Below are 26093 nucleotides of genomic sequence, written 5' to 3'. Positions count from 1 at the left end.
CAGGCGGATCGTTATTTTGTGAGGTTCCCATCAAACTTCCTTATTGCAGCCTTCACCGGCGGACTGACTTCAGCCGTCTTCCAAAATTCGTACACTGACTTCGCCCAAACCTCGTCTGTAAGCTTCGGCACAATGCCCACCTGGATTTGTGCCGGCGGACGAGCTTTCAGAAACGCAGCCAATCGAAGCCCCTGCTGAGCATCAAGTCGTCCGACTACGAGCAAGGCCTCCAGGATGTCAGGTACTCCCCACTCTTGCTCAGCACCTGCTTTGTCTAACAAACGATCCATCACCACGTTGATATCGACAGGCGCTATGAGTGCCAACCTATCCTTGAGCTGCTCAGCCATGTCAGGGGTAGCGAGCAGTGCGGTAAGCAGCTCGGCAGCTTCCGAAGACAGTCGGTCTTCGTCTGTGATGATCGGAGCATGCTCACGACTGACGTAGATTGCCCCCCGCAGATCTTTGTCTGCCAACGCTGGAGGCAGGGCGAGCCACTCTTTGACGAAAGGAAGATCCCAGGGCTGCTGGAGCGCTAGGGCTTTGCCCAACTTCATATCAGCTTCCCACTCGCCAAGCAGCACGGGCTTGCCGTCCTTGTGGGATGCCACCGCCTTCATCAGTTCTTCGTAGGCCTTTGGGTTACCGCTACGCTCGAAAAGCATCAGCTTGACCAGCACCGCTTCATCGACACCCACCCCTTGGGCACGAGAGATGCTCATGCGGATAGACAGGGCGTTCAGGAAGCGCTTGATTAGTCGAGGGTTTCCCTGGATACCTGAGGCAGACGTCATGACTGCAGCCAGGCGCTCAGCGGTGTCGAACTTGCCGATCAGGTCTGTGGGGTAGTCGCTATACAAGCTCTGCATGAACGCGCGATCCACCCGGTTGCCCTGCCAGGTTGTCCGAAGCTGTCCGCGCACCTGAACCCGAATTTCTTCGACGACCTCTTTGGGCAGCTTACTGTTCTCCAGGAACAGCATCATCATGTACGCCCTGACTTCCTGGGTACCCAGGGGAGGAACACGAATCGGCACCTGAATCAGTTTGTCGAAATAGCTGGTCACCAAGACATCATCGGGCACGCCGCTAAAGTGCTTGCGCACCGCGTGCTTGATCATCTCGTTGTCCGCAGCGATAACGAACGCTGTATTGCGTAGGAACAGGAAGAGTCGAATCGCTTCCAGCGTTGAGATAGTGGTCTCGGGCAGGCAGCGATCCAGGTCGTCGATCAACACGACCAGGGTGACCCCCAGCTCTTCCAGGATGGTCTCGAAGTTATCCCTGAGTGCTTGGATTTCCTTCGGCGGTGACTTTTTGGCAGGTGCGCTACTCCATAGCTTGCCGGCCTCATCCTTGGCTTTATCGGCAGTGTCGTGCAATGCCTCGATGGCATCCTGATCGACCTGCCCAGATCGAACTCGGTCAACAAGGCCGATGATCTCGCCTAGCAGGCCCGGCGCGGGTACTCCCGTAGCAAAGGACAAGGCCGTGCTGCCGGCGAGCTTCGCAACCCGGAGCCAATTCACCCGTGAAAGCAGCTCAGAAGCTTTATCTAGACCTTTCGCGCGCTTCTTGGCCTCGGCTTCCAGACGCGTGGCGATCACGTCCATCAGGGCGGCGCGGGCGTCATCGTAGCCTTGGTACAGCCAAGCGTTGAATTCGACGAATACAAAGTCCTTCGCAGGCTTCTCCTCGACTTGGGGCGGAGCTTTGAGGGACGCCTGGATCAACTTGATCATGGACGACTTACCCGCGCCCCACGCACCAGACACACCGATGGAAATCGGGCGGCCATCAGCTTGGTAGACGATCTCGGCGACCGTGTCAGCGACCCCAGAAAAGTTTAGGAAGTCTGTTTCCGTCTCGTTATCTACCCACATGGAAACCCTCCCTGGACGCCTTCAACGTGAAAGCTTTCCGAGTGAAAGTTGTCAGCGTGAAGCAATGGCAACCATGCACCATAGTAGCCTTTGCACTTGGCCAATGGCCACCACCTAACGGAGCAATGAGATGAGGAAATATCTCGTTACGTTGAGGTTAGTCAGGACAGGTCGCGCGCGCCTATTACCCGCATTCCAGCATCTATGCGTGCTGGCTCATTTTCTACCTGGTGTACTTGCCGCTGCAGCGGTGCGGGGGACACGTGTAGCCCGCAGTTTACGACCGTCCGCTTACGACCCCAAGCGGACGCACAGCCTGGTTGCAATCCTCCGTGCTAACTACGCTACTCGGCTAAGCTGAAAAGCTTAGGCATACATACCTACCGGAACTTTTCGCTGTACAGCCTGCCTTGATGGCCAAAAGGTGAGGCGTTTCATAAGGTTACGTCACTGGGACAGTTCTCTATTCGAGGTGCAAGGGATATGCGCAAAAAAGGTCAATCTTGGCTGTTACTGCTTATATTCTTTGTAGTGATCTGGGCAGTCGGAAAAAAGGACTCGCCTAGAATAGAGGCGCCTCTTAGTCAGGCACCTGTGAGGTCCTTGACAACGGCCTCATCACTGGCGCCACAGACAACACTAGAATCTACAACAGAGCACTTCGTCAACGCGGACAAGCTGAACCTGCGCGCTCAGCCAGGCGGAAAAGTGATTTCCCAACTCAACCGCGGCGAGAAGGTGCAGGTCTATGAGCAGCAGAATGAGTGGGCCCGCATCAGCCTTGATGGACAGCCGCAGCGGTGGATTTCCTATAAAAATCTCTGCAGCGGCGTAAATTGCTTTATTAGCTTACAGCCCAAAAGAGAGCGACCCACTTCACAACCAGCTCGCAACACAACGTCAGAATATGGTTCATCGTGCCCCTGCTCTTCGGGTCGTATCTGCATAGGGCCAAGAGGCGGTCGCTACTGCATCACATCTGGGGGAAACAAACGGTACGGCGTTTAGCTTTTCTCGCTAGTGGCTGAGTTCTGTAAACCTGCCAATGCCGTCGGTGGAAAGTCGGTCCTCGGATCGCACTGCGTTGGTGCAAGCCTTTGGCCGTAAGCTCATACTCAGGCCTCTAGTGCTGAATTCGGGATACAACCATTAGGCTGCCAAGCGCTAATGAGCCGGCCTGCGTTGACTGCTGCAAGAGATTGGACTAACAACATAGCAGTACTCAACAACCCAAGCAGAAAAGGAAATTTTGCATGAGCATCAAGCCAGGTCCTAAACGCACCAACGAAGATGGCACTCCGGACAAAAGGCAGCGAGTCACTCCTGAAAAGCAGAAGGAGCACCCGGACCTGAAACCCCATAAGCACAAAAAGGGCGAATAGGGAAGAAAAAGCAGCTCTTGAGAGCTGCTTTTTTCTAGGATGTCAAGAGCTCCCTGTGATCGCTCACTGGCAGCTTTGGGTCGAACCTTAATCTCGGATTTCGATGTACTAAGCAGCCCGCGAAATCTAATCAACATCTCGGTGGGCAGAAAGTGAGGCGAAATTTCTATCAGCAGCAAAATGTGTAGGCATAAAAAAATCCAGTCACCGCTAAGTGACTGGATTCTTTGGAGTATTTTGGTCGGGACGGAGTGATTCGAACACTCGACCCCTTGCACCCCATGCAAGTGCGCTACCGGGCTGCGCTACGCCCCGACATCATTCTCGATACCGCTGAGAACGTTGAAGAATTTAACCTAACCTTTTGAATAATGGAAGCTTTTTTTCAAAAATTTCCACTCGTCGCCAACCAGGTCACTTCTTCAGAACCACCAATACATCCTCCAACTCCGCAATCATCTGCCGAATCAGCTGCTTGTACTGGCTGGACTCATCCTTGACCTCATCACTGGAGAGCCGTAACCGCGCCCCGCCAATGGTAAAGCCCTGGTCATACAGCAAAGCGCGGATCTGGCGGATCATCAGCACGTCCTGGCGCTGATAATACCGCCGGTTGCCACGGCGCTTCACCGGGTTGAGCTGCGTGAATTCCTGCTCCCAGTAGCGCAGCACGTGCGGTTTTACCGCACAGAGCTCGCTGACTTCACCGATGGTGAAGTAGCGTTTGCCCGGGATGGGGGGCAGCTCGTCGTTATGGCTTGGTTCCAGCATAGGCCTCTACCCGGGCTTTCAGCTTCTGCCCTGGACGAAAGGTGACGACGCGGCGCGCGGTGATCGGGATCTCTTCCCCTGTTTTAGGGTTGCGGCCCGGCCGCTGGCGTTTGTCGCGAAGGTCGAAGTTGCCGAAACCGGACAACTTGACCTGCTCGTTGTCTTCAAGCGCGTGCCGAATTTCTTCGAAAAACAGCTCGACCAGCTCCTTGGCCTCACGCTTGTTAAGCCCCAGCTCCTCGTACAGCCTTTCGGCCATCTCAGCTTTCGTCAGAGCACCCATGCCGTTATTTCCTTAACGTGGTGTTCAACCTTTGTTCAAGCGAGGTGAGGATGGTTTGCAGGGTTTCATTCACCTCATCGTCGTTAAGAGTGCGCGATGGATGTTGCCAGGTCAAGCCGACGGCCAGGCTTTTTCTATCAGGATCAATGCCTTTACCCTGGTAGACGTCAAACAGCCTGAGGTCTGTGAGCCATTCGCCCGCATTGTCACGAATTACTTCAAGCACCGAGCTAGAAGCTACATCACGTCCTGCGATCAAAGCCAGGTCACGACGGGTTTCCGGGAACTTGGACAGTTCGCTGAACTTCGGCAGGCGGCCTTCGACTACATCGCCGAGCACCAGCTCGAAGACGAACACCGGGCGGTCGAGGCCGAGAGTCTTGGCCAGCTCGGGGTGGATCGCGCCGAGGTAGCCGACTTCCTTGCCGTCGCGCTCGATGCGGGCGGTCTGGCCGGGGTGCAGGGCCGGGTGTTTGCCGGCAGCGAAGGTGAAGTCGCTCAGGGCACCGGAGTAACCCAGCAGGGCTTCCACATCGGCTTTGACGTCGAAGAAGTCGATGCTGTCGCGGCCGTTGGCCCAGCCTTCCGGCAGGCGGCTGCCGGTGACGACGCCGGCGATCATCGGTTGCTGCTTGAGGTCACCGAGCTGGCCGACGAAGCGCAGGCCGCTTTCGAACAGGCGCACGCGGTCTTGCTGGCGGTTGAGGTTGTGCTGCATGGCCTTGACCAGGCCCGGCCACAACGAGGCGCGCATGGCGGCCATGTCGTTGGAGATCGGGTTGGCCAGCAGAAGCGGCTCGACGCCTGGGGTGAACAGCTCGAACAGTTTCGGGTCGATGAAGCTGTAGGTGATGGCTTCCTGGTAGCCGCGGGCAACCAGCAGACGGCGCAGGTTCGGCAGCTCGCCACGGGTTTCCGGGCGGGCTTGCGGGGCCAGGCGGGCCTGCGGGTAGCGGACCGGCAGGTTGTTGTAGCCGTACAGGCGGGCCAGCTCTTCGATCAGGTCGACTTCCAGGCTGACGTCGAAGCGGTGGCTTGGGACCGTAACGGTCCACTCCCCTGCCCCATTAGCGCTGGTGTTCAGCTCCAAAGCGTTGAGCAGTTGCTCGACCTGGGCGGCTTGCATTTGCATGCCGAGCATCTGGGTGATGCGTTCGTCGCGCAGGGTGATCGGCGCGATGTTCGGCAGGTGCTGCTCGCTCACGGCTTCGACTACGGGGCCGGCTTCGCCGCCGACGATCTCCAGCACCAGGGCGGTGGCGCGCTCCATGGCTTCACGGGCCAGTTGCGAATCCACGCCGCGCTCATAGCGGTGCGAGGCGTCGGTGTGCAGGCCGTAGGAACGGGCCTTGCCGGCGACGGAGATCGGCTCGAAGAAGGCGCTCTCGAGGAACAGATCGCGGGTCTTCTCGGTGTTGACGCCGCTGTGCTCGCCACCCATCACGCCGGCAATGGCCAGGGCGCGGGTGTGGTCGGCGATCACCAGGGTGTCGGCGCGCAGGGCAACTTCCTGGCCGTCCAGCAGGACGAGCTTCTCACCCTCCTCGGCCATGCGCACGCGGATACCGCCGTTGATTTCGGCGAGGTCGAAGGCGTGCATCGGCTGGCCGAGCTCGAGCATCACGTAGTTGGTGATGTCGACGGCGGCGTCGATGCTGCGCACGTCGCTGCGGCGCAGGCGCTCGACCATCCACAGCGGGGTCGGCTTGCTCAGGTCGACGTTGCGGATCACGCGGCCCAGGTAGCGCGGGCAGGCGGCCGGGGCGCTGACTTCGACCGGGCGCACTTCGTCGTGGGCAGCCGGTACGGCTGGCACCACCGGGCGGGTGACCGGCACGTCGTACAGGGCGCTGACGTCACGGGCAAGGCCAGCGATGGACAGGCAGTCGCCGCGGTTCGGGGTCAGGCCGATCTCGATGCTGGCGTCGTCCAGGTTCAGGTACTGACGGATGTCCTGGCCAACCGGGGCGTCGGCGGCCAGTTCCAGCAGGCCGTCGTTCTCGTCGCTGATCTGCAGCTCGGAAGCCGAGCAGAGCATGCCGAAGGATTCGACGCCGCGCAGCTTGGCCTTCTTGATCTTGAAGTCGCCCGGCAGTTCGGCACCGATCATGGCGAACGGGATCTTGATGCCTGGGCGGGCATTCGGGGCGCCGCAGACCACCTGGAAGGTCTCTGCGCCGTTGCTTACCTGGCACACGCGCAGCTTGTCGGCGTCCGGGTGTTGTTCGGTGGTGAGGATCTCGCCCACCACGATGCCGCTGAACTGGCCGGCAGCGGGGGTCACGCTGTCGACTTCGAGACCGGCCATGGACAGGCGGGCGACCAGTTCGTCACGGGAGACTTGCGGGTTTACCCAACCGCGCAGCCACTGTTCACTGAATTTCATGCTGTTCTCCTGAAAGTTGCGTCGATTGGGCCTAGCGGAATTGAGCCAAGAACCGCAGGTCGTTGTCGAAGAACAGACGCAAATCGTTGACGCCATAGCGCAGCATGGCCAGGCGCTCGGCGCCCATGCCGAAGGCGAAGCCCTGGAACTCTTCCGGGTCGATGCCGGACATGCGCAGCACGTTCGGGTGGACCATGCCGCAGCCCATCACTTCCAGCCAGCCGGTCTGCTTGCACACGCGGCAGCCGTTGCCGGAACACATCACGCACTGGATGTCGACTTCGGCGCTCGGCTCGGTGAAGGGGAAGAACGACGGGCGGAAGCGCACGGCCAGTTCTTTCTCGAAGAACACCCGCAGGAACTCTTCGATGGTGCCCTTGAGGTCGGCGAAGTTGATGCCGCGATCGACCAGCAGGCCTTCGACCTGGTGGAACATCGGCGAGTGGGTGATATCCGAGTCGCAACGGTACACACGGCCTGGGCAGACGATGCGGATCGGCGGCTGGGTGCTTTCCATGGTACGCACCTGGACCGGCGAGGTGTGGGTGCGCAGCAGCATGTTGGCGTTGAAGTAGAAGGTGTCGTGCATCGCCCGGGCCGGGTGGTGGCCGGGGATGTTGAGCGCTTCGAAGTTGTGGTAGTCGTCTTCGACCTCAGGGCCTTCGGCGATGCCGTAGCCGATGTGGGTGAAGAACTGCTCGATGCGCTCGAGGGTACGGGTGATCGGGTGCAGCCCGCCGGTGGTCTGGCCACGGCCTGGCAGGGTCACGTCGATACATTCGGCGGCCAGGCGAGCGTTGAGCTCGGCCTCTTCAAAGGCGGCCTTGCGTGCGTTGAGCACGTCGGTGACGCGTTCCTTGGCGTCGTTGATCAGCGCGCCGACCTTGGGGCGCTCTTCGGCTGGCAGGTTGCCCAGGGTCTTCATCACCTGGGTCAGCTCGCCTTTCTTGCCGAGATATTGGACCCGGATCTGTTCCAGGGTAGTGATGTCTTCAGCGCGTTCCACGGCCTCGAGGGCTTGGGCGACCAGCGCGTCCAGGTTTTCCATGTACAGACTCCAGATACGAAAATAGGGGAAGAGCTTTTGAAGGCTCTTCCCCTATCCGATGACGTTTTACACCCGACGGCGCAGGCGCCGCCGGATGATTGTCGTGGGTACTTAAGCCAGTACGGCTTTAGCCTTCTCGACAATCGCAGCAAACGCCGCTTTTTCGTTCACTGCCAGATCAGCCAGAACCTTACGGTCGATTTCGATCGACGCTTTTTTCAGGCCAGCAATCAGACGGCTGTACGACAGACCGTTGGTGCGGGCACCGGCGTTGATACGAGCGATCCACAGTGCGCGGAACTGACGCTTCTTCTGGCGACGGTCGCGGTAGGCGTATTGGCCTGCCTTGATGACCGCTTGCTTGGCAACGCGGAATACGCGCGAGCGTGCACCGTAGTAGCCTTTAGCCAGTTTCAGAATTTTTTTGTGACGCTTACGAGCGATAACGCCGCGCTTAACACGAGCCATGAGTAACTTCCTCTATCTTAACCAGAATTAACGAACGCGCAGCATGCGCTCGACTTTTGCCACGTCAGACGGGTGCAGCAAGCTGGCACCGCGCAGTTGACGCTTACGCTTGGTCGACATTTTGGTCAGGATGTGGCTCTTGAAAGCGTGCTTGTGCTTGAAGCCGGAAGCCGTCTTCAGGAAGCGCTTCGCAGCACCGCTCTTGGTTTTCATTTTTGGCATGTTGGAACTCCGCATTCGAATAAAAATTACACAATAATCATCAGGCCTGCCGTGCCCGGGAGATTACTTCTTCTTTTTGGGGGCGATGACCATCATAAGCTGGCGTCCTTCCATCTTCGGATGCTGCTCAACGGTGCCGTATTCCACGAGGTCAGCTTCGACCCGCTTCAACAGCTCCATGCCCAGCTCCTGGTGGGCCATCTCACGGCCGCGGAATCTCAGAGAGATCTTGGCCTTGTCCCCATCGCTAAGGAAACGTACCAGGTTGCGTAGTTTTACCTGGTAATCCCCTTCTTCCGTCCCTGGACGAAACTTGATTTCTTTGATCTGGATCTGCTTCTGGTTCTTCTTGGCTTCGTTGGCCTGCTTCTTCTTCTCGAAGAGGTGCTTGCCGTAGTCCATCACCTTGCAGACGGGCGGTACCGCGTCTGCAGAGATTTCCACCAGATCCAGCTTCGCTTCATCAGCGATACGCAGCGCTTCATCAATCGAGACGATGCCAATCTGCTCGCCGTCAGCACCAATTAACCGAACCTCGCGTGCCGAGATATTCTCGTTGATCGGGGCTTTCGGTGCAGTTCGTTTATCGTTTCTCATTTCACGCTTAATAGTCATTACTCCGATTCTTGGCGACCACGCCGGGAAACCGCTTGCGACAGCAGCTCAGCGAACTGCGCGACGGGCATCGAGCCCAGGTCTGCGCCTTCGCGGGTGCGCACAGCGACGGTTTGCGTTTCGACTTCGCGATCCCCTATAACCAAAAGATAAGGGACCCGCAGCAACGTATGCTCGCGGATTTTAAAGCCGATCTTCTCATTTCTCAAGTCCGACTTGGCACGGAATCCGCTACCGTTCAGGGCTTTTTCCACCTCGAGGGCGAAATCGGCCTGTTTGTCGGTGATGTTCATGATCACGGCTTGGGTCGGGGCGAGCCAGGCCGGGAACACGCCGGCGTAGTGCTCGATGAGCATGCCGATGAAGCGCTCGAACGAACCGAGGATGGCGCGGTGCAGCATCACCGGGCGCACGCGGCTGTTGTCTTCGGCGATGTAGCTGGCGTCCAGGCGCTCGGGCAGGTTCGGGTCGTACTGCAGGGTGCCGCACTGCCAGTTACGGCCGAGGCAGTCGCGCAGGGTGAACTCGATTTTCGGACCGTAGAAGGCGCCCTCGCCCGGCTGGTATTCCCACTCCAGGCCCGACTCGTTCAGGGCGTCGGCCAGTGCGCCTTCGGCACGGTCCCACAGCTCTTCGGAGCCCACGCGCTTGGCCGGACGGGTCGACAGCTTCATGGCGACGTCGGTGAAACCGAAGTCCTTGTACACGTCCAGGGTCAGTTTGATGAAGTCGGCGGCTTCCTTCTTCACCTGTTCTTCGGTGCAGAAGATGTGCGCGTCGTCCTGCACGAAGCCACGCACGCGCATGATGCCGTGCAGCGCGCCGGACGGCTCGTTGCGGTGGCAGGCGCCGAACTCGGCCAGGCGCAGCGGCAGGTCGCGGTAGGACTTCAGACCCTGGTTGAACACCTGCACGTGGCACGGGCAGTTCATCGGTTTTACCGCGTAGTCGCGGTTTTCCGACGAAGTGGTGAACATGTTCTCGGCGTAGTTGGACCAGTGGCCGGAACGCTCCCAGAGGATACGGTCGACAACCTGCGGGGTCTTGATTTCCTGGTAGCCGTTTTCACGCTGGACCTGGCGCATGTACTGCTCGAGCACCTGGTACACGGTCCAGCCGTTGGCGTGCCAGAACACCATGCCCGGGGCTTCTTCCTGCAGGTGGAACAGGTCGAGCTGCTTGCCGATCTTGCGGTGGTCGCGTTTTTCGGCTTCTTCGATGCGCTGGATATAGGCGGCCAACTGCTTCTTGTCGGCCCAGGCGGTGCCGTACACGCGTTGCAGCTGCTCGTTCTTGGCATCGCCGCGCCAGTAGGCGCCGCTGAGCTTGGTCAGCTTGAACGCTTTCAGGAAGCGGGTGTTCGGCACGTGCGGGCCACGGCACATGTCGACGTATTCTTCGTGGTAGTACAGGCCCATGGCCTGTTCATCCGGCATGTCCTCGACCAGGCGCAGCTTGTAGTCTTCGCCACGCTGGGTGAACACGTCGATGACTTCGGCGCGCGGGGTCATCTTCTTGACGACGTCGTAGTCCGTGTCGATCAGCTGCTGCATGCGCTTTTCGATGGCGGCGAGGTCGTCCGGGGTGAAGGGACGCTCGTAGGCGATGTCGTAATAGAAGCCTTCGTCGATCACCGGGCCGATCACCATGCGGGCGGTCGGGTACAGCTGCTTCACCGCGTGGCCGATCAGGTGGGCGCACGAGTGACGGATGATCTCCAGTCCCTCTTCATCTTTAGGGGTGATGATCTGCAGGGTGGCGTCGTGGTCGATCTTGTCGCAGGCATCGACGAGCTTGCCGTCGACCTTGCCGGCCAGGGTGGCCTTGGCCAGGCCTGCGCCGATCGAGGCGGCGACTTCGGCTACGGATACCGGCTGGTCGAACGTGCGTTGACTGCCATCGGGAAGAGTAATAACGGGCATGGCGCCTCCTCTCCTAGTGGTGACCCCTACCAAAGGTCACGTGGGTTGGGATGAGCCAGTACAAGATCCGCCCTGCCTTTCCCGCGGGAAAGCCTGCCTCACAGTGGCAGAGACCTTTCGGCCTGCCAGGGACGAACCAGAGTGACTGGAAGGTATAAAAAGAAATGCGCCCGCACAGGGCGTGGCGCAAGGGAGGCATGCTAGCACGGGGCTAGAGCGGCCGGCAGAAATATTTGGAATTTACGCCGTGGCGGTGAACTCTTGCGGAAAATTTCCTATCAGACTTTCTGAAGCAACCTACTCTTGATGAGACCATTAACCAAGGAGTGTCCGGTTATGCGACTTCAGTCCCTTCTGGCTGCCTGCGCCGCGAGCGCCCTGCTGCTGCCCCTGGCTGCCAACGCAGGCAATTTCCCAGCCGGCAAGGAAGCGTCCTATATGGCGCAGTGCCAACAAGTGGCGAGCGGCCAAGGCGTGGATGCGGCGACAGCCAAGAAGCACTGCGAGTGTGGTGCCCAAGCCATCAAGAAGAATTTCAACGACAAGGAGATCGAGGACCTCGACAGCAAGGACGGCGTAGACGCCAAGCTGATGCAGAAGGCTCAGCGGGTGGTCGAGGCCAGCTGCAAGCCAAAATAGGCCGGATTTTCCGGCGTTCCGTCGCATCTTTTGCCTTGGATCAACATCCTGCGAAGGTAATAGGCGCTAGATGCGAAGAATTAGACTATAGTGTCGTCGGTGCCACTGAAGCTTAGGCGACACTGCACCCCGATAAAAAATCATGTTTCTGGAGATTCACCCCATGTCCAATCGCCAAACCGGCACCGTCAAGTGGTTCAACGATGAAAAAGGCTTCGGCTTCATCACTCCTCAAGGCGGCGGCGACGACCTGTTCGTACACTTCAAGGCCATCGAAACCGACGGTTTCAAAAGCCTGAAAGAAGGCCAAACTGTTTCCTTCGTAGCCGAAAAAGGCCAGAAGGGCATGCAGGCTGCGCAGGTTCGTCCGGAGTAATTTTCGGATAGCTGCAAAAAAACCCGCCCTCGTGGCGGGTTTTTTATTGGGCGCTTGCCAAGGCAGGCTGTGCCCATGTGCGCTGCCGATCAAGCGCGACAGTGGCCAGGAGGGCCACCATCCCATGGCAATGATCGAACTACACGGCGTGGGCTTGCACCATGGCCGCAAACACCTCTTCAGCGAACTCGACGCGCGCATCGAATGGGGGCAACGCATCGCCATCATCGGCGACAACGGCAGCGGCAAGTCGTCACTGCTGCGCCTGCTGCAGGGCAGCCTGGCGCCCAGCGAGGGGCACATCGAGCGCCACGGTGGTTTGCGTGTCGGCCATGTGGCCCAGGTACTGGACGGCGAGTCGTCGCTCAGTGGCGGCCAGCGTGTCAACCAGGCATTGAGCCAAGCCCTGGCCCTGGGCCCCGACTTGCTGCTGCTGGACGAGCCGACCAATCACCTGGACGCCGCCAACCGCCGCTCGCTGTCGCGCATGCTCGAGCATTTCCACGGCACCCTGGTGCTGGTGACCCACGACGTGGCGCTGATGAACCAGGCCTGTGACACGCTCTGGCACGTGCACCACGGGCGCCTGGATGTGTTCAACGGCAGCCATGCCGACTACATGGCCGAGCGCGACCTGCAGCGCGGCGTGCTCGACAAGCGCATCGCCGAGGTGCGCCGCGCCCGCGACGACGCCCACGACTCGCTGATGCAGGAACAGACCCGCGCCGCCGGCGCCCGCAAGCGCGGGGTCAAGGCGATCCAGAACAGCAAGTGGGCGACCGTGCGCTCGCCAACCAAGCTGGGCCGCGGCAACACCACCGCCGGGCGCAAGCAGGCGCAGATCCTGCAGCAGCAGCGCGAGCTCGGCGAGCAGTTGGCCGAGCTGCGCCCGGAGCCGGTGATCGTGCCACGCTTCCACCTGCCGGCGACGGGCCAGTCGTCGCGGGTGCTGATCCAGGTGCGTGGCGGCAGCGTCGGCTACGCCGACGCGCCGGTGCTCAGCGGCATCGACCTGCAGCTGGACGGCGGCGAACGCCTGGCCCTGACCGGCAACAACGGCAGCGGCAAGTCCACCCTGGCGCGGGCGATCCTCGGCGACCCGCGGGTCTGGCGCCGTGGCGACTGGCTGCTGCCGGCGCCCGAGCAGATCGGCTACATCGACCAGCACTACGACACCCTGCCCGCCGATGCCAATGTGCAGGAAGCCCTGGCGCGACTAGTGCCGGATTGGCCGCTGGAACAGTTACGCGCGCACCTGGCGGACTTCCTGTTCCGCCAGGCCGATGCGGTGCAGACTCCGGTGGCGGGGCTGTCCGGCGGCGAGAAGGCGCGCCTGTCCCTGGCCTGCATCGCCGCCCGGCCGCCGCAGCTACTGATCCTCGACGAGCCGACCAACAACCTCGACCTGCGCATGCGCACCCACCTGCTGGAAGTGCTGGTGGACTACCCCAACGCGCTGCTGGTGATTTCCCACGACCAGGACTTCCTCGACGGCCTGGGCATCGACCGTCACTTTCACTGCGCCAGGGACCACTCGGCCAAGGGCCAGTAGCGGCCCTTGCGTGACTCGTACAAGGTGAAGTGGCGGGCGATGAGGTGGAACGCCGGCGCCTCGGCCGCCTCCGGCAGGGGGCCAGGAAAGTCCCGGGACAGGGTCAAGTGCGGCCGGTAATCGCGCACCTGCGGCTCGATACCCAGGGGCAGCAGCGCCTGCTGCAAGCCGTACACCAGCTGGCGCAGGGCCAGCGGCGCCTGCTCGGGCGCAAGCACCAACGCCGAAGCCCGCGGCCACACCTGCAACTGGTCGAGGACCAGGCGCAGGTTGGCCTCAGGAAGCCGCAGCGTATCCACCGCAGCGCACACCGCCGGCACCTGGGCGGCATCGACATCGCCCAGGAACAGCAAGGTGACATGGAAGTTCTCGCTCGGCACCGGCTTGCCGCTGCGCAGGCCCAGAGCACGCCGCCACTGGCTGATGCCACGGCGCTGTTCGTCGCCCAGCGACAGGGCGAAGAACAGCCGCTTGAAGGGGGCCCCATTGGGGCGTGCGTCCTGAATCATCGGGAGTTCCTTGCTGGATGGACGGCCACCGGATTGTAAACGCCGGGTCGTCAGAAATACCCACTCATGCGGATGAATCGTTTGCGCAAGCTGTAGGCCATGCCACCTAAGTCGGGCCGTTTTGTCGTAACAATAAGTACAAACCCTGGCCACGATTGTTTATGCTGGCGGGCTTACGCCATGGCGCATGGCCAATTTTTCGACAAGTAAACGTCCATGAAAATTGCACTCGTACTGATCTTCGTCCTCTCGATCGCCTATGTTCACCTGCGCGGTCGGGTTCGTCACAAGCTGACCCGCCAGCTGGGTGACCACTCCAGCTTCCTGGCCCCGGTCAACGCCTTCCTGTACCTGTTCTCCAAGCACCCGGCCAAGCCTTACCTGCCGGTCAGCGCCTTCCCTGAGCTGCAGGTGCTGCAGGACCACTGGCAGGAGATCCGCAAGGAAGGCCAGCAACTGCTGCAGGCCGGCGAGATCAAGAAGTCCGACAACTATGACGATGTCGGCTTCAACTCGTTCTTCAAGACCGGCTGGAAGCGCTTCTACCTGAAGTGGTACGGCGAGAGCCACCCCTCGGCGATGACCCTGTGCCCGCGTACCACCGAACTGCTGGCCGGCATCGGCACAGTCAAGGCGGCGATGTTCGCCACCCTGCCACCGGGCGCCAAGCTGGTACGCCACCGTGACCCGTACGCCGGCTCCTACCGCTACCACCTGGGCCTGGACACGCCCAACGACGATGGCTGCTACATCGACGTGGACGGCGAGAAGTACTCCTGGCGCGACGGTGAGGGCGTGGTGTTCGACGAAACCTACATCCACTACGCCGCCAACACCACCGAGCACAATCGCATCATCCTGTTCTGCGACGTCGAGCGTCCACTGAAGTACCGCTGGGCGGCTGCGTTCAACCGCTGGTTCAGCCGTAACGTGATGGCCGCCGCTGCCGCGCCTAACGATGCCAATGACAAGACCGGCGGCATCAACCGTCTGTTCACGCGCATCTACAAGATCCGTGAACGCGGCAAGGCCATGAAAAAGCGCAACCGCACCCGCTACTACCTGGAGAAGTGGGCAGTGGTCGCGGCGCTGGTGCTGGTGTTCATCTACATCTGATCCGGTGGTCAACCTCGCGGGGCAAACCCGCTCCTGCCAACAGTGGGAGCGGGCTTGCCCCGCGAGTGTTTTCCCCGCTGCACATCCCGTCTTCGACTAGCCTGAAAGCTCCTGTTGCCAACCTGACAAGGTGAAGACGATGAGCATGATGGACTGGGACGCCTACCGTAAGCAGTTGATGGCCGGCATCGGCGATCTCAAGCAACTCTCCCCCGATACCGTGGCCGGCTACATGACCGCCAGTGGCGCCGGGGCCAAGACCAACCACCTGGACGCCAAGACCCGCGAGCTGATCTCCCTGGCCGTGGCCGTCACCACCCGCTGCGACGGCTGCATCGCCGTGCATTCGCAGCAGGCGGTCAAGCATGGCGCCACCCGCGAGGAGATCGCCGAGGCCCTGGGCGTGGCGGTGGCGATGAACGCCGGTGCGGCACTGGTCTACTCGGCCCGGGCCCTGGACGCGGTGGGCAAGGCCGGCGCCTGACACACCAAGGCGTCGCCGCCCTTGCGCGACGACGCCCTGACACCCAGACTTGGCGGCTCAGCCCGTGCAGGAGCCGCCATGATCCAGATTCGCCCCATGACCCCGGAAGACTTCGAGCGCTTCTGGCCGACCTTCCACGCCATTGTCCAGGCTCGCCAGACCTACGCCTTCGACCCCGCCCTGAATATCGACCAGGCCCGTACGCTGTGGCTGGAGAACCCGTTGCGCACCCTGGTGGCCGAGGCAGACGGCGAACTGCTCGGTTCCTACTTCCTCAAGGCCAATGCCGCCGGGCCCGGAGCGCACGTGGGCAACTGCGGCTACATGGTGTGCGAAAACGCCCGTGGCCGTGGCGTGGCCAGGCTGATGTGCGAGCATTCGCAGAAGCTCGCCCGCCAGGAAGGCTTCCTGGCCCTGCAGTTCAATTCGGTGGTGGCGACCAACGAAGTGGCCGTGGCGCTGTGGCACAAGCTCGGCTTCGAGACCGTCGGCCGCCTGTCCAAGGCCTACCGCCATGCTGAACTCGGCCTGGTCGACTGCCTGGTGATGTACAAGTGGCTGGCCGACGAGCCGGTTGTGGAGAAACCGCCGCTGTTGATCGGGCGCAAGAACATCGAGGCGCGGGTGTCGCGGCGACGCGGTCGCTAGCGGCTGCTCCAACGGGTCGCCGAGCGGCCCGCCCCAACCCCTGGCCGCGTCATCACCCGGCAAAACACTGCAGCACGTCAACGACGCGGTCGCGTCAAGCTGCCACACTAGGACCATTGCCTTTCGTGCCTGTGTGAAGGAACACCCCCTCCCCATGAACCATGAGCTGCTCTGGGTCCTTGGCCTGCTGGCCGTCGTCGTCACCCTGTTCATCCTCAACCGCCCGCGCATGGACGTGGTCGCCCTGCTGGTGATCGTCGCCCTGCCGCTGTCGGGCATCCTCACCGTGGAGCAGGCCATGGCCGGCTTCAGCGACCCCAACGTGGTGCTGATCGCAGCCCTGTTCGTGATCGGCGAAGGGCTGGTGCGCACCGGCATCGCCTACCGCATCGGCGAGTGGATGAGCGAGCGCGCAGGCAACAGCGAGGCGCGCCTGCTGGTGCTGCTGATGGTGGCCGTGGCCGGCCTGGGTTCGGTGATGAGTTCCACCGGCGTGGTGGCGATCTTCATCCCGGTGGTGCTGAGCATTGCCGCGCGCCAGCAGCTTTCGCCCAGCCGGCTGATGATGCCGCTGAGCTTCGCCGGCCTGATCAGTGGCATGCTGAGCCTGGTGGCGACACCGCCGAACGTGGTGGTGCACAGCGAGCTGGTGCGCCACGGCGAGAGCGGCTTCGGCTTTTTCAGCTTCACCCCTTTCGGCCTGGTGGTGCTGGTGCTCGGGATCGGCTACATGCTGCTGACCCGCCACTGGCTCAACGGCGAGGTGCGCAAGGACGGCCGGGTCGAAAGCCGCCGCACCCTGCTCGACCTGGTGCTGGACTACAAGCTCAACGGTCGCGAACGACGCCTGCGCATCCGCCCGCATTCGCCGCTGATCGGCCACACTCTCGGCGAGCTGGAGCTGCGCACCCGCCACGGCGCCAACGTGGTCGGCATCGAGCGCCAGCACAAGTTCACCACCCGCGTGATCAGCGCCGACTCCGGCACCTTGCTGCAGCAGGGCGACGTGCTGTTGCTGGACCTGTTCGCCAACCGCGACGACCTGCGCAGCCTGTGCCAGACCATGCTGCTCGAGCCCCTGCACTTCAAGGCCGCCTACTTCATCGACCAATCCCAGGAGCTGGGCATGGCGGAGGTCTCGCTGCCGCCCGGCTCGCAACTGATCGGCAAGAGCATCCTCGAACTGACCTTCCGTACCCGCTACGACCTCAACGTGGTCGGCCTGCGCCGTGACCAGCAAGCCATCGAAGGGCAACTGGTGGAAGAAAAGCTGCGCCTGGGCGACACCCTGCTGGTGGTCGGCCCGTGGAAGGCAGTGCGCCAGTTGCAGGGCAAGCCGCGCGACTTCCTGGTGCTGAGCCTGCCGGCGGAAATCGACCAGGTCGCGCCGGCGCGCGCCCGGGCGCCCTATGCGCTGATCAGCCTAGGGGTAATGGTCGGGCTGATGGTCAGCGGCCTGGTGCCCAACGTCATCGCGGCGCTGATCGGCTGCCTGCTGATGGGCGCCGGGCGCTGCATCGACATGAACAGCGCCTACCGCGCCATCCACTGGCAGAGCCTGGTGCTGATCGTCGGCATGCTGCCCTTTGCCCTGGCCCTGCAGAAGACCGGTGGCATCGACCTGGCCGTCGGTGCGCTGGTCGGTGCGCTCGGCGGCGCCGGGCCCAGCGTGATCCTCGCCTGCCTGTTCGCGGTGACGGCGCTGATCGGGCTGTTCATCTCCAATACGGCCACCGCGGTGCTGATGGCCCCGGTGGCGGTGAGCACCGCGCAGCAGCTGGGCATGTCGCCCTACCCGTTCGCCATGACCGTGGCCCTGGCGGCGTCGGCGGCGTTCATGACGCCGGTGTCGTCGCCGGTCAACACCCTGGTGCTGGGGCCCGGCCAGTACCGCTTCGCCGACTTCGTCAAGGTTGGCGTGCCGTTCACCCTGCTGGTGATGCTGGTGACCGTGCTGATGGTGCCGTGGGTGTTCGGGCTGTAGTCGTCGGCACGATCCGGGCCGATCGCGGCGAATTGACATCAATTGACCAGTTGAAAGACACTGACACGACATCGTCCCAGGTGCCTACAGCCGTTTTCCTGGATTCTGTCTTCGCTTGCCGGTCGAGCTCATGGTGTCTCCAGTCCCGTCGCGCCTGCTGCCCCCGCTGATCCTGTTCGGCTTGACCCTGGCGCTGACCCTGGGCGGCATCCTCGCCCGCCCGATCGAATCACTGTCGCTGTTCTGGCCTGTGAACGCGGTGCTCGCCGGCGTGCTGCTGCGCAACCCGCGCCAGGCCACCCCCGCTGGCTTCGTCCTGATCTACCTGGCCATGGTCGCTGCCGACCTGGCCTGCGGCAGCGCCTGGCGCCCGGCCCTGTGGTTCAATCTGTGCAACCTCGGCGCCATCGCCACCATCTGGTACCTGATGGCCCGCCTGCCACGCGTGCATCGTCGCCTGCGCACCCCGCATGGCACCTTGTACCTGTTCGGCGCCTGCGCCGTCGGCGCGATGGTCGCCGCAAGCCTGGCTTGCGTGATGGCCGCGCCGTGGTTCGAGCAATCGCTGCGCGCCACCTGGCTGGCTTGGTTCAGCGAACAGTTCTCCACCAGCGTGCTGGTCCTTCCAGTGCTGCTCACCGCGCCATCGCCCAGGGCCCTGACCCGCCCCGGCAGTACCGGGCAAACGGTGCGCCTGGCGCCGTTGCTGGTGCTGCTGGCCTCGCTGAGCGTCAGTATCGTCTTCGGCGGGCCCGGCGCCATCGCCTTCCCGATTGCCGCGCTGCTGTGGTGCGCGCTCAGCTATTCGCCCTTCCTCGTCTCGCTGCTGGCCCTTACCGCGGGCAGCACGTTGATCGTCGCCGTGGCGCAGAACCTCATGCACTTCAACATCCCGCAGAGCGAGTCGGGGGTCACTACCTTGATGTCGGCGCGCCTGGGCATCGCCATGCTGGTGCTCGGCCCGCTGGTGCTGGCCTGCGTCAGCAGCGCCAACCGCAGCCTGATGGCGCGCCTGGCGCACCAGGCGACCATCGACCACCTGACCGGCGCCCTCAGCCGCAGCGCCTTCATCCGCCGCGCCCACGCCCTGCTCGACAACCGCCAGCAAGCGCCGCTGACCTTGATGATGCTCGACATCGATCACTTCAAGACCATCAACGACCAGCATGGCCACGCTGTCGGCGACCAGGTGCTGCGCCAGTTCGCCACGACCCTGCAAGACCAGTTGCACGACGGTGAGCTGTTCGCCCGCCTGGGCGGCGAGGAGTTCGTCATCGTCGTGCCGGGGCTGGCGCCGGAGTTGGCCAGGTTCACCGCAGAGCGCCTGCGCCGGGCGGTGCAGGACCAGCACATCGCGCAGCCCGGGCAGCCGCTGCGGATCACCGTGAGCATCGGTGTGAGCGGCTGCGCTGCCGACACCCCGGCACCCAGCCTCGACGAGCTGCTGGCCAGCGCCGACCAGGCGCTCTACCGGGCCAAGGCCCAGGGCCGCAACCGCGTAGAACAGGCCGACGGGCAGCGCCAGGTGGTATGAGTCAACCGGCCAGCAGGTCCCAGCTCAGCTTGGCGATCAGCACGCACAGCAGCACCAGGAACACCCCCCGCACGAACCCCGCGCCCTTGCGCACCGCCAGCCAGGTGCCGGTCAGCGCGCCAAGGACATTGAACAACGCCATCGGCAGCGCAATGGCCCACAGCACATTGCCCGACGGGATGAAGAACACCAGCGCGGCCAGGTTGGTGGCGATGTTGACCAGCTTCGCCGAGGCCGAGGCATGCAGGAAATCCAGGGCGAAGAAACGGATGAACAGGAAGATCAGGAAACTGCCGGTGCCCGGCCCGAACAGCCCGTCATAGAAGCCGATGGCGCCACCGATCAGCACCGCCAGGCACTGTTCCTTGCGGCCGATGGCCATGGGTTTGTGCAGGGTGCCGAAATCCTTCTTGCAGAAGGTGTAGATGGCCATCAGCACGATCAGCACCAGCACCATCGGCCGCATCACGCTCGCCGGCACCAGGGATACGGTGGCCGCGCCGAGGAACGACATCACGAAGGCGCTCAGCGCCGCTGGCACGATCAACCCCCAGTCCAGCTTGACCTTGCGGATGAACGAACGCGCCGCGAACGTGGTACCGCACACCGAGGCCAGCTTGTTGCTGCCCAGCAGTGCCGCCGGCTGGGCGTTGGGCAGCACGTTGAACAGCGCGGGGATCTGGATCAGCCCGCCGCCACCGACGGCAGCGTCGATCAGGCCAGCGGCGAAGGCAAACAGCGAAAGCAGGGCAATATCCATCATCTTGAAGGTCCAGGCGGGACAAAACAGGCTGCCAGACTAATCAAAGCGCCGCGCTTGTGTTGAAATGCCATATTGCAAAAACTGCAACGAGGAGTCCCGCCATGGCCCTAGACATGCTGCGTGAAATACAAGCGTTCGTCAGCGTTGCGCACAAGCGCAGCTTTGTCAGCGCCGCCCGTGCCCTGGGCCGCTCGCCCAGCGCAGTAACTCGTGCGGTGCAGGCGCTGGAGGACAACAGCGGCGCCAAGCTGTTCAACCGCAGCGCCAGCGCCGTGTCATTGACCGAGGCCGGCGAGCGTCTGCTGCCTCACGCCGAACGCTTGCTGGATGTGCAACGAGATGCCGCCGACGAGTTGGCCGCGCTGACCGGCAACGCCAAGGGCTGGATCCGCCTGGCCGCGCCCGAGGTACTGGCCCAGCAGATATTGCCGGGAGTGCTGGCCGAGTTCTCTCGTCGCCACCCTCATGTCACCCTCGACGTGCAGTACAGCGATCAGGCTCTGGATCCGCTGCAAGGCAAGCTGGACTTCGTGATCCGCGGAGCCTTCCCGCAATCCAGCGAACTGATCGGCTACCCGCTATGGCGTTACCGCCGCCACCTGTACGCCAGTCCTGAGTACCTGGCCCAGGCCGGCACGCCCCAAGGGCTGGAAGACCTGGAACGGCATGCGCTGATCCTGCACACCGCGCCGCGCATCCTCAAGGCCTGGCATTTCAGCAAGGATGGGCGCATCTCCAGCCTGCGCCCACGGCCGCGGCTGCGCCTGGGCTCAGGGGTGGCAGTGCTGCAAACCACCCTGGCGGGCGCCGGCATCGCGCGGCTGGCCGATTGGCTGGGGGAACCGGAGGTGCGAGCCGGACGGTTGGTGCGGGTCTGCCCCGATTTTCACCTGACATCCAGCACCGGGCACGACCCGCAGATGCATGCCGTGTACCCCGCCGGCGACCTGCCGGCACGGGCTCGCGAGCTGCTGCAGGCCCTGCGCGATGCCCGTCCGCGCCTGTGGGAATAGCCCTGAACAGGGCTGCTCAATTTCTGCTCAATCTAACAGAGTGCTTGCCAATACTGGCTTGTAGCGTTTTATCCACAGACCTACCCACGATTTTTGTGGACAGTTTCCGCAAGGCTTGAAGGAAAAATTACAAACGCAGCAAGGCCACGTTGGCCAGCTTGACCAACTCGATCCATTCGCTTGCGCTGATCACACCGGAACGCTCCAACTCTTCGGCACGGCGCAGTGCCTGATCGTAGTCCTCTTCGTGGAGGATGCCCTCGCCGAGAAAACGACCGCGCCACTCCAGCATCGCTGCAGTGCCTTTCTTGCATTCCATAGTGTGTATTGTCTCCAAGGCAAGTGAATGGCCCGTGTGCCCGGGCCCTTTGATTGGGGGCGGGAGATTACACGAGCGACTTGCACTTGAGAACGACTTGCAGCTACCGCTTGTCTAGACGACTGCGGCCTAAGCCCGGGGAGGCCTGGGGAAAGGGTCTGGCCCGCCATTGCGCCAGACGGGCCGGAACAGCAAAAAGAGGCGGCTCAGCTTGGCGGAATGGTGCCCAGCAGGCCAATCATGATAGTCAGCAGCAGAAAACCACCCAGAAACAGCGCGAGCTTGCCCATCGGAACCTCTACAGTGTGTTGTCGTAACGGCGGGGCTGGCCGCTGCGAAAGTGCAGCGAGACAGCCTGCCCAGCGCACACCGGATTGGAAGGCTGGGCCTGGGCGTATTGTCCGGCAGCGGCTGATACGGTTACAGATTCAGGTTCGTGGAAAAAAAGCAGATCAGATGGTAATCGACCATCGCGGTGCAAGCTCGCTCCCACGAGTGCCCAACGTGAGGTCAAAGCGGTCGGCGTGGGAGCGGGCTTGCCCCGCGATACATCCGCGCAGGCAACACACCTATGCTACGGTCCGAAGTCCAGACAAGGAGAACCACCGCAAATGACCGCGCTCGCCAGCAACGCCGCGCTGCTGATCATCGACATGCAGAACGGCATCAACCACCCTCGCCTGGGCCGTCGCAACAACCCCGAAGCCGAACAGCGCATCAGCGAACTGCTCGCCTTTTGGCGCGCGAGCACGCGCCCGGTGGTGCACGTGCGCCATATCTCCCGCGATCCGGATTCGGTGTTCCGGCCAGGTCAGCCCGGCTGCGAGTTCCAGCCCGCCTTCACCCCGCAGGCGAACGAGGCCGTGTTTGAAAAACACCTGCCCGACGCTTTCTGCAACAGCGGCCTGGAACACTGGCTGCACCAGCGCGGCATCCAGCAACTGGTCATCACCGGCGTGATCACCAACAACTCGGTGGAGTCGAGCGCACGCTCGGCGGGCAACCTGGGGTTCGCAACGGTGGTGGTGGGCGACGCCTGCTACACCTTCGACCAGCATGATCTGCAAGGCCGGCTGTGGCCGGCGGAGGATGTCCATGCCCTGGCCCTGAGCAACCTGGCCATGGACTATGCGAGCGTTCTGCACAGTGCGGCGGTGCTGGCCGCACGCTGATCACGCCAGCGCGCGCAGCTTGGCCAGCGGCACCCAGCCGAGCTCGCCATTGCTCACCCGGCGACACCAGGCCCAGCCATTCAAGGGGCGCAGGCTATCGAGCTGCTGGCCGGGGTCGACGTCCAATTCATGGGCCGAATAGGCTTCCAGCGCCCTGCCCCGGCCCACGCCCAGCCGTTCGATGAACTGGGCAGGCACCCACCCTGCTGCCTGGCCCTGGCAACTGCACAGGTACCAGTCCTCCCACTGCTCGTCGCCCTCGTAGCGCTGGCCGATCTCCAGCAGCGTGCCACGGGCGAAGGTGATGGGCGCAGGATACTCACTGCGGTGTGTCTCGATCACGACGTACTTCACAGGCCTCTCCCTGGCTGCGAAAAGCGTCGATCCTAGTCGAAGGGCCTCTACAGCACCATGACCATTTCATGCCAGGCCATGCCGCCATGATCGGAAGCCGACGGGCGTACATAGGCGTAGCCCATCTTCTCGTACAACCCGACATGGCGCTCCTTGCACATCAGGTGGATGGTGGCCTTGCCGCGCTCGCGCATCTGCGCGACGAAGCGCGCCATCAACCGGCTGGCATGGCCCTGGCCCTGGTACGCGGGGTCGAGCACCACCGACATGATCACCACATTGGGCGCCTGCGGGTCATGCCCGACCAGTTCCTTGAAAGCCTCATCCGACATCACCACCTGGTCGGCGCAACCGCTGTTGATGAAGCCGATCACCTGGCCCTCGGCTTCCAGCACGAGAAAGCCCTCCGGGTACTGGGCGATGCGCGTGGCGATCTTTTCCCGGGTGGCGGCTTCGTCGCCTTCATAGGCGCTGGTCTCGATCTGGTAGCAGCGGTCCACATCGCTGGAGGTGGCCTGGCGGAATGTCGGTGTGCTCATGGGCGGAATCCGGATAGCGGGAAACAGGGGCGACATCCTAACGGAAGTCGCCGCCCTGCCACAGGCTCGCCATGTCACCTAGACCGAACGGGTAATCCCCCCATCGACCCGCAGGTTCTGCCCAGTGATGTAACCCGCACCCTCGGAGGCAAGGAAGCCGACAGTGGCCGCGATTTCCTCGGCCTTGCCGTACCGCTCCATGGGAATCCGGCTACGGAATTCCTCCTTCTCCGGCAGGCTGTCGATGAAGCCTGGCAGCACGTTGTTCATGCGGATGTTCTCGGCCGCGTAACGGTCGGCGAACAGTTTGGTGAAGGCCGCGAGCCCGGCACGGAACACGCCGGAGGTCGGGAATGCCGGATCCGGCTCGAAGGTGGCGAAGGTCGAGATATTGATGATGGTCCCGCCCTGCTGCCGCTGCATGATCGGTGTCACCAGGCGGGTCGGGCGCACCACGTTGAGGAAGTACACCTCCATGCCCCGGTGCCAGTCCTCGTCGCTGAGCTCGAGCACCGGCGCACGCGGGCCATGCCCGGCGCTGTTGACCAGCACATCGATACGCCCCCATTGCAGCATCACGGTATCGACCAGACGCTGCAGGTCCTCTACCGACTGGTTGGAGCCCGTCACACCGATGCCGCCCAGCTCGGCCGCCAGGGCCTCGCCCTTGCCCGAGGACGACAGGATCGCCACCCTGAAACCGTCGGCAGCCAGCCGCCGCGCAGCCTCCGCGCCCATGCCACTGCCACCTGCGGTGATGATTGCCACTTTCTGAGAAGACATATGCCGCTCCTTCCGGGAGTTGATCAAGTGGGCCCATGAAGCCAGAATCCGGCTCAACGCACCAATCACGAATACTGGCAGCAGCCTGCAGGAAATCTACTGGATGAGCGCGCCCAAGCGACGCAACGCCCCCGCCATCGTCAATCACCTGGTGGCCTTCGAGGCCGCCGCCCGCCTGGGCAGCTTTCGCGCTGCCGCCGACGAGCTGCATGTCACGCCGGGCGCGGTCGCCCAGCAGGTGCGCACCCTGGAAGACAAACTTGGCCGCCCCTTGTTCGAGCGCCTGCCCCGCGGCCTGCGGCCCAACCGGGACGGCGCCGACTACCTGGCCCGCGTGCGCCTGGCCCTGGAGATCATCGAGGACGCCACCGGCGAACTGCTGGAGCGCGACAACCAGCGCGATCCGCAGCAGGTCCTGCTCAGCACCACCCCCGCCTTCGCCAGCCGCTGGCTGATCCCGCGCCTGGGGCGCCTGGCCGAGGCGCATCCGCAGGTGGCCCTGATGATCGACGCCTCCGACAGTACCCGCCCCCTGAGCGGCAAGGGCGCGGTGGACCTGGCCGTGCGCTGGGGAGCGCCGCCCTTCGCCGAGGCTTACGCCCTGCCCCTGCTGCCCGGCATGGCGGTGCCGGTGTGCGCGCCGGGGTTGCGCGGCGAGCACCCTTGGCGGCAAGCCGCGGAGCTTGCGCAACACCCGCTGATCTCCGACAGCCACAACAACTGGAAGCGCTGGTTCGACCACTACGCGTTGCCCGGCACACGGTTCAACGGCCCGGTGTTCTCGCAAACCATCCTCGCCATCGAGGCCGCCGAGCAAGGCATGGGCATCGCCTTGGTGCCGCGCCTGCTGGTGGAGAATGCCCTGAAAGCCGGGGCCTTGGTGCTGGCGCTGGAAGGCCATGAATTGCGCAGCGACGCCGGCTTCCACTTGCTGGCCAGCCATGCGCCGCTGGCAGGCTCGGCCGCCGAGCAGGTGGTGAACTGGCTGCTGGCCCAGGTGAACGCTGATGCTCAAGCACTTTCAAATCATGACTCTTTGATTTAGCGGGCTTTAGTAATCTGCGTGGGAGCGGCCACAACCTGCCGCAGGAAGCGCCCGAGGCGTTCGTCAAGGCGGTGGTGGATGCGGACCATCTCTAGGGGCAATTGCAACATATCGTTTCAGTGGCGCGTGTTGGGTGCCGGGCAACACGGATTATCGCTACGACCCGTCTTTTACGCGGCAGGCCTTGTACTTCGGGGCCTGCCGCAAAATGAGCGGAAGCATCCCGAAACACTCGCCCAAGCCATCCTGTAAGACGCCTCTTTTGTCGATGTAGGACGTTTCT

Annotated in this window: 28 protein-coding genes and 1 tRNA gene; 13 read left to right on the top strand and 16 right to left on the bottom strand. The window is 62.7% G+C overall.

All coding sequences use genetic code 11. The annotated features are described in order from the left end of the window. Window positions 1-11: 11 nt before the first annotated feature. Complete coding sequence (locus tag KHO27_RS06850; protein ID WP_214501470.1) at window positions 12-1883, bottom strand: KAP family P-loop NTPase fold protein; 1872 nt, start codon at window positions 1881-1883, stop codon at window positions 12-14. 483 nt (window positions 1884-2366) lie between these two features. Here KHO27_RS06850 and KHO27_RS06845 point away from each other — a divergent pair, with 483 nt between their 5' ends. Together KHO27_RS06845 and KHO27_RS26315 are read left to right on the top strand one after the other, a co-directional pair. Next, the gene (locus KHO27_RS06845) at window positions 2367-2891 is read left to right on the top strand and encodes an SH3 domain-containing protein (RefSeq protein ID WP_214501469.1); all 525 of its coding nucleotides are present in this window, start codon (window positions 2367-2369) and stop codon (window positions 2889-2891) included. Window positions 2892-3136: 245 nt separating this feature from the next. Next, entirely contained in the window at window positions 3137-3265 is a 129-nt protein-coding gene (locus tag KHO27_RS26315) for a hypothetical protein (RefSeq protein WP_023094431.1), read from the top strand. A 238-nt stretch (window positions 3266-3503) separates the two neighbouring features. Here KHO27_RS26315 and KHO27_RS06840 read toward each other — a convergent pair. The 9 genes from KHO27_RS06840 to thrS form a co-directional block, all read right to left on the bottom strand. After that, window positions 3504-3580 (bottom strand) — tRNA-Pro (locus tag KHO27_RS06840). Between the two features lie 99 nt (window positions 3581-3679). Continuing rightward, a complete protein-coding gene (locus KHO27_RS06835) occupies window positions 3680-4036 on the bottom strand; it encodes a MerR family transcriptional regulator (RefSeq protein WP_023629031.1) in 357 nt (118 codons plus the stop codon). Next, on the bottom strand, window positions 4017-4319 hold the full coding sequence (gene ihfA, locus KHO27_RS06830) for an integration host factor subunit alpha (protein WP_009394049.1): 303 nt from the start codon (window positions 4317-4319) through the stop codon (window positions 4017-4019). Before ihfA ends, KHO27_RS06835 begins: the two co-directional genes overlap by 20 nt. 4 nt (window positions 4320-4323) lie before the next feature. Continuing rightward, entirely contained in the window at window positions 4324-6705 is a 2382-nt protein-coding gene (gene pheT / locus KHO27_RS06825; RefSeq protein ID WP_111533098.1) for a phenylalanine--tRNA ligase subunit beta, read from the bottom strand. A gap of 31 nt (window positions 6706-6736) precedes the next feature. Further along, on the bottom strand, window positions 6737-7753 hold the full coding sequence (gene pheS, locus KHO27_RS06820; protein ID WP_214501468.1) for a phenylalanine--tRNA ligase subunit alpha: 1017 nt from the start codon (window positions 7751-7753) through the stop codon (window positions 6737-6739). A gap of 111 nt (window positions 7754-7864) precedes the next feature. Then, the gene (gene rplT, locus KHO27_RS06815) at window positions 7865-8221 is read right to left on the bottom strand and encodes a 50S ribosomal protein L20 (RefSeq protein ID WP_003250671.1); all 357 of its coding nucleotides are present in this window, start codon (window positions 8219-8221) and stop codon (window positions 7865-7867) included. A 27-nt stretch (window positions 8222-8248) separates the two neighbouring features. Next, on the bottom strand, window positions 8249-8443 hold the full coding sequence (gene rpmI, locus KHO27_RS06810; RefSeq protein WP_003250667.1) for a 50S ribosomal protein L35: 195 nt from the start codon (window positions 8441-8443) through the stop codon (window positions 8249-8251). 63 nt (window positions 8444-8506) lie between these two features. Continuing rightward, complete coding sequence (infC, locus tag KHO27_RS06805) at window positions 8507-9058, bottom strand: translation initiation factor IF-3 (RefSeq protein ID WP_172670897.1); 552 nt, start codon at window positions 9056-9058, stop codon at window positions 8507-8509. After that, the gene (thrS, locus tag KHO27_RS06800; RefSeq protein ID WP_046856069.1) at window positions 9058-10980 is read right to left on the bottom strand and encodes a threonine--tRNA ligase; all 1923 of its coding nucleotides are present in this window, start codon (window positions 10978-10980) and stop codon (window positions 9058-9060) included. Before thrS ends, infC begins: the two co-directional genes overlap by 1 nt. A 336-nt stretch (window positions 10981-11316) precedes the next feature. Here thrS and KHO27_RS06795 point away from each other — a divergent pair, with 336 nt between their 5' ends. The 3 genes from KHO27_RS06795 (at window position 11317) to KHO27_RS06785 (ending at window position 13547) form a co-directional block, all read left to right on the top strand. Then, window positions 11317-11619, top strand: coding sequence for a hypothetical protein (locus KHO27_RS06795; protein WP_110698271.1), 303 nt, complete (start codon window positions 11317-11319; stop codon window positions 11617-11619). A gap of 163 nt (window positions 11620-11782) precedes the next feature. Further along, on the top strand, window positions 11783-11995 hold the full coding sequence (locus KHO27_RS06790) for a cold-shock protein (protein WP_007956027.1): 213 nt from the start codon (window positions 11783-11785) through the stop codon (window positions 11993-11995). Window positions 11996-12119: 124 nt separating this feature from the next. Next, the gene (locus tag KHO27_RS06785; RefSeq protein WP_214501467.1) at window positions 12120-13547 is read left to right on the top strand and encodes an ABC-F family ATP-binding cassette domain-containing protein; all 1428 of its coding nucleotides are present in this window, start codon (window positions 12120-12122) and stop codon (window positions 13545-13547) included. Here the strand turns inward: KHO27_RS06785 and thpR are convergent. Then, the gene (thpR, locus tag KHO27_RS06780) at window positions 13511-14056 is read right to left on the bottom strand and encodes an RNA 2',3'-cyclic phosphodiesterase (RefSeq protein WP_198754840.1); all 546 of its coding nucleotides are present in this window, start codon (window positions 14054-14056) and stop codon (window positions 13511-13513) included. The genes KHO27_RS06785 and thpR overlap by 37 nt on opposite strands. A gap of 216 nt (window positions 14057-14272) precedes the next feature. Between thpR and lpxO the strand changes: the two genes are divergently transcribed. The 5 genes from lpxO (at window position 14273) to KHO27_RS06755 (ending at window position 19822) form a co-directional block, all read left to right on the top strand. After that, window positions 14273-15172: a lipid A hydroxylase LpxO gene (gene lpxO, locus KHO27_RS06775; protein WP_214501466.1), complete on the top strand. Its 900-nt coding sequence runs from the start codon at window positions 14273-14275 to the stop codon at window positions 15170-15172. A 139-nt stretch (window positions 15173-15311) separates the two neighbouring features. Next, on the top strand, window positions 15312-15656 hold the full coding sequence (locus KHO27_RS06770; protein ID WP_046856072.1) for a carboxymuconolactone decarboxylase family protein: 345 nt from the start codon (window positions 15312-15314) through the stop codon (window positions 15654-15656). 78 nt (window positions 15657-15734) lie between these two features. Next, window positions 15735-16304 carry a GNAT family N-acetyltransferase gene (locus KHO27_RS06765; RefSeq protein WP_110698279.1) on the top strand — a complete coding sequence of 190 codons (570 nt, stop codon included), beginning with the start codon at window positions 15735-15737 and terminating at the stop codon, window positions 16302-16304. A gap of 154 nt (window positions 16305-16458) precedes the next feature. Then, complete coding sequence (locus tag KHO27_RS06760) at window positions 16459-18288, top strand: SLC13 family permease (RefSeq protein ID WP_214501465.1); 1830 nt, start codon at window positions 16459-16461, stop codon at window positions 18286-18288. Between the two features lie 115 nt (window positions 18289-18403). Beyond that, on the top strand, window positions 18404-19822 hold the full coding sequence (locus KHO27_RS06755) for a GGDEF domain-containing protein (RefSeq protein WP_214501464.1): 1419 nt from the start codon (window positions 18404-18406) through the stop codon (window positions 19820-19822). A gap of 1 nt (window position 19823) precedes the next feature. Here the strand turns inward: KHO27_RS06755 and KHO27_RS06750 are convergent, their stop codons facing one another. Then, window positions 19824-20585: a sulfite exporter TauE/SafE family protein gene (locus tag KHO27_RS06750; RefSeq protein WP_214501463.1), complete on the bottom strand. Its 762-nt coding sequence runs from the start codon at window positions 20583-20585 to the stop codon at window positions 19824-19826. 101 nt (window positions 20586-20686) lie between these two features. On the opposite strand from KHO27_RS06750, the gene KHO27_RS06745 reads away from it, so the two are divergent. Beyond that, complete coding sequence (locus tag KHO27_RS06745) at window positions 20687-21598, top strand: LysR family transcriptional regulator (RefSeq protein WP_110698287.1); 912 nt, start codon at window positions 20687-20689, stop codon at window positions 21596-21598. A gap of 127 nt (window positions 21599-21725) precedes the next feature. On the opposite strand, the gene KHO27_RS06740 is transcribed toward KHO27_RS06745, so the two are convergent. After that, window positions 21726-21917 (bottom strand): hypothetical protein, encoded by a 192-nt coding sequence (locus KHO27_RS06740; protein WP_031315428.1) that lies wholly within the window; start codon window positions 21915-21917, stop codon window positions 21726-21728. A gap of 611 nt (window positions 21918-22528) precedes the next feature. On the opposite strand from KHO27_RS06740, the gene KHO27_RS06735 reads away from it, so the two are divergent. Further along, window positions 22529-23089: a cysteine hydrolase family protein gene (locus tag KHO27_RS06735; RefSeq protein WP_214501462.1), complete on the top strand. Its 561-nt coding sequence runs from the start codon at window positions 22529-22531 to the stop codon at window positions 23087-23089. Here KHO27_RS06735 and KHO27_RS06730 read toward each other — a convergent pair whose 3' ends face one another. The 3 genes from KHO27_RS06730 to KHO27_RS06720 form a co-directional block, all read right to left on the bottom strand. Next, window positions 23090-23443, bottom strand: a complete 354-nt coding sequence (locus tag KHO27_RS06730; protein WP_023631242.1) for an SH3 domain-containing protein — start codon at window positions 23441-23443, stop codon at window positions 23090-23092. It abuts the gene before it with no gap. 47 nt (window positions 23444-23490) lie between these two features. Further along, window positions 23491-23982, bottom strand: coding sequence for a GNAT family N-acetyltransferase (locus tag KHO27_RS06725; protein ID WP_046856079.1), 492 nt, complete (start codon window positions 23980-23982; stop codon window positions 23491-23493). Between the two features lie 78 nt (window positions 23983-24060). Continuing rightward, the gene (locus KHO27_RS06720) at window positions 24061-24765 is read right to left on the bottom strand and encodes an SDR family oxidoreductase (protein ID WP_110698291.1); all 705 of its coding nucleotides are present in this window, start codon (window positions 24763-24765) and stop codon (window positions 24061-24063) included. A 103-nt stretch (window positions 24766-24868) separates the two neighbouring features. On the opposite strand from KHO27_RS06720, the gene KHO27_RS06715 reads away from it, so the two are divergent. Further along, window positions 24869-25810, top strand: coding sequence for a LysR substrate-binding domain-containing protein (locus tag KHO27_RS06715; protein ID WP_110698293.1), 942 nt, complete (start codon window positions 24869-24871; stop codon window positions 25808-25810). Window positions 25811-26093 lie beyond the last annotated feature (283 nt).

The sequence above is a fragment of the Pseudomonas sp. RC3H12 genome, assembly GCF_018596375.1.
Lineage (GTDB): Bacteria > Pseudomonadota > Gammaproteobacteria > Pseudomonadales > Pseudomonadaceae > Aquipseudomonas.
Note: the sequence above shows the minus strand (reverse complement) of the source record. Positions and strands in the feature narration are given on the sequence as shown.

Excerpts from the sequence above, each read along its gene's own strand:
- KHO27_RS06845 (WP_214501469.1), top strand. The coding sequence starts at position 2,367 with ATGCGCAAAAAAGGTCAATCTTGGCTGTTACTGCTTATATTCTTTGTA.
- KHO27_RS06725 (WP_046856079.1), bottom strand. The coding sequence starts at position 23,982 with ATGAGCACACCGACATTCCGCCAGGCCACCTCCAGCGATGTGGACCGC.
- ihfA (WP_009394049.1), bottom strand. The coding sequence starts at position 4,319 with ATGGGTGCTCTGACGAAAGCTGAGATGGCCGAAAGGCTGTACGAGGAG.
- KHO27_RS06795 (WP_110698271.1), top strand. The coding sequence starts at position 11,317 with ATGCGACTTCAGTCCCTTCTGGCTGCCTGCGCCGCGAGCGCCCTGCTG.
- KHO27_RS06770 (WP_046856072.1), top strand. The coding sequence starts at position 15,312 with ATGAGCATGATGGACTGGGACGCCTACCGTAAGCAGTTGATGGCCGGC.
- infC (WP_172670897.1), bottom strand. The coding sequence starts at position 9,058 with ATGACTATTAAGCGTGAAATGAGAAACGATAAACGAACTGCACCGAAA.
- pheT (WP_111533098.1), bottom strand. The coding sequence starts at position 6,705 with ATGAAATTCAGTGAACAGTGGCTGCGCGGTTGGGTAAACCCGCAAGTC.
- KHO27_RS06835 (WP_023629031.1), bottom strand. The coding sequence starts at position 4,036 with ATGCTGGAACCAAGCCATAACGACGAGCTGCCCCCCATCCCGGGCAAA.
- thpR (WP_198754840.1), bottom strand. The coding sequence starts at position 14,056 with ATGATTCAGGACGCACGCCCCAATGGGGCCCCCTTCAAGCGGCTGTTC.
- thrS (WP_046856069.1), bottom strand. The coding sequence starts at position 10,980 with ATGCCCGTTATTACTCTTCCCGATGGCAGTCAACGCACGTTCGACCAG.
- KHO27_RS26315 (WP_023094431.1), top strand. The coding sequence starts at position 3,137 with ATGAGCATCAAGCCAGGTCCTAAACGCACCAACGAAGATGGCACTCCG.
- KHO27_RS06715 (WP_110698293.1), top strand. The coding sequence starts at position 24,869 with ATGAGCGCGCCCAAGCGACGCAACGCCCCCGCCATCGTCAATCACCTG.
- KHO27_RS06785 (WP_214501467.1), top strand. The coding sequence starts at position 12,120 with ATGGCAATGATCGAACTACACGGCGTGGGCTTGCACCATGGCCGCAAA.
- lpxO (WP_214501466.1), top strand. The coding sequence starts at position 14,273 with ATGAAAATTGCACTCGTACTGATCTTCGTCCTCTCGATCGCCTATGTT.
- KHO27_RS06745 (WP_110698287.1), top strand. The coding sequence starts at position 20,687 with ATGGCCCTAGACATGCTGCGTGAAATACAAGCGTTCGTCAGCGTTGCG.
- KHO27_RS06760 (WP_214501465.1), top strand. The coding sequence starts at position 16,459 with ATGAACCATGAGCTGCTCTGGGTCCTTGGCCTGCTGGCCGTCGTCGTC.
- KHO27_RS06850 (WP_214501470.1), bottom strand. The coding sequence starts at position 1,883 with ATGTGGGTAGATAACGAGACGGAAACAGACTTCCTAAACTTTTCTGGG.
- KHO27_RS06720 (WP_110698291.1), bottom strand. The coding sequence starts at position 24,765 with ATGTCTTCTCAGAAAGTGGCAATCATCACCGCAGGTGGCAGTGGCATG.
- KHO27_RS06765 (WP_110698279.1), top strand. The coding sequence starts at position 15,735 with ATGATCCAGATTCGCCCCATGACCCCGGAAGACTTCGAGCGCTTCTGG.
- KHO27_RS06750 (WP_214501463.1), bottom strand. The coding sequence starts at position 20,585 with ATGATGGATATTGCCCTGCTTTCGCTGTTTGCCTTCGCCGCTGGCCTG.
- KHO27_RS06740 (WP_031315428.1), bottom strand. The coding sequence starts at position 21,917 with ATGGAATGCAAGAAAGGCACTGCAGCGATGCTGGAGTGGCGCGGTCGT.
- KHO27_RS06735 (WP_214501462.1), top strand. The coding sequence starts at position 22,529 with ATGACCGCGCTCGCCAGCAACGCCGCGCTGCTGATCATCGACATGCAG.
- rplT (WP_003250671.1), bottom strand. The coding sequence starts at position 8,221 with ATGGCTCGTGTTAAGCGCGGCGTTATCGCTCGTAAGCGTCACAAAAAA.
- rpmI (WP_003250667.1), bottom strand. The coding sequence starts at position 8,443 with ATGCCAAAAATGAAAACCAAGAGCGGTGCTGCGAAGCGCTTCCTGAAG.
- KHO27_RS06790 (WP_007956027.1), top strand. The coding sequence starts at position 11,783 with ATGTCCAATCGCCAAACCGGCACCGTCAAGTGGTTCAACGATGAAAAA.
- pheS (WP_214501468.1), bottom strand. The coding sequence starts at position 7,753 with ATGGAAAACCTGGACGCGCTGGTCGCCCAAGCCCTCGAGGCCGTGGAA.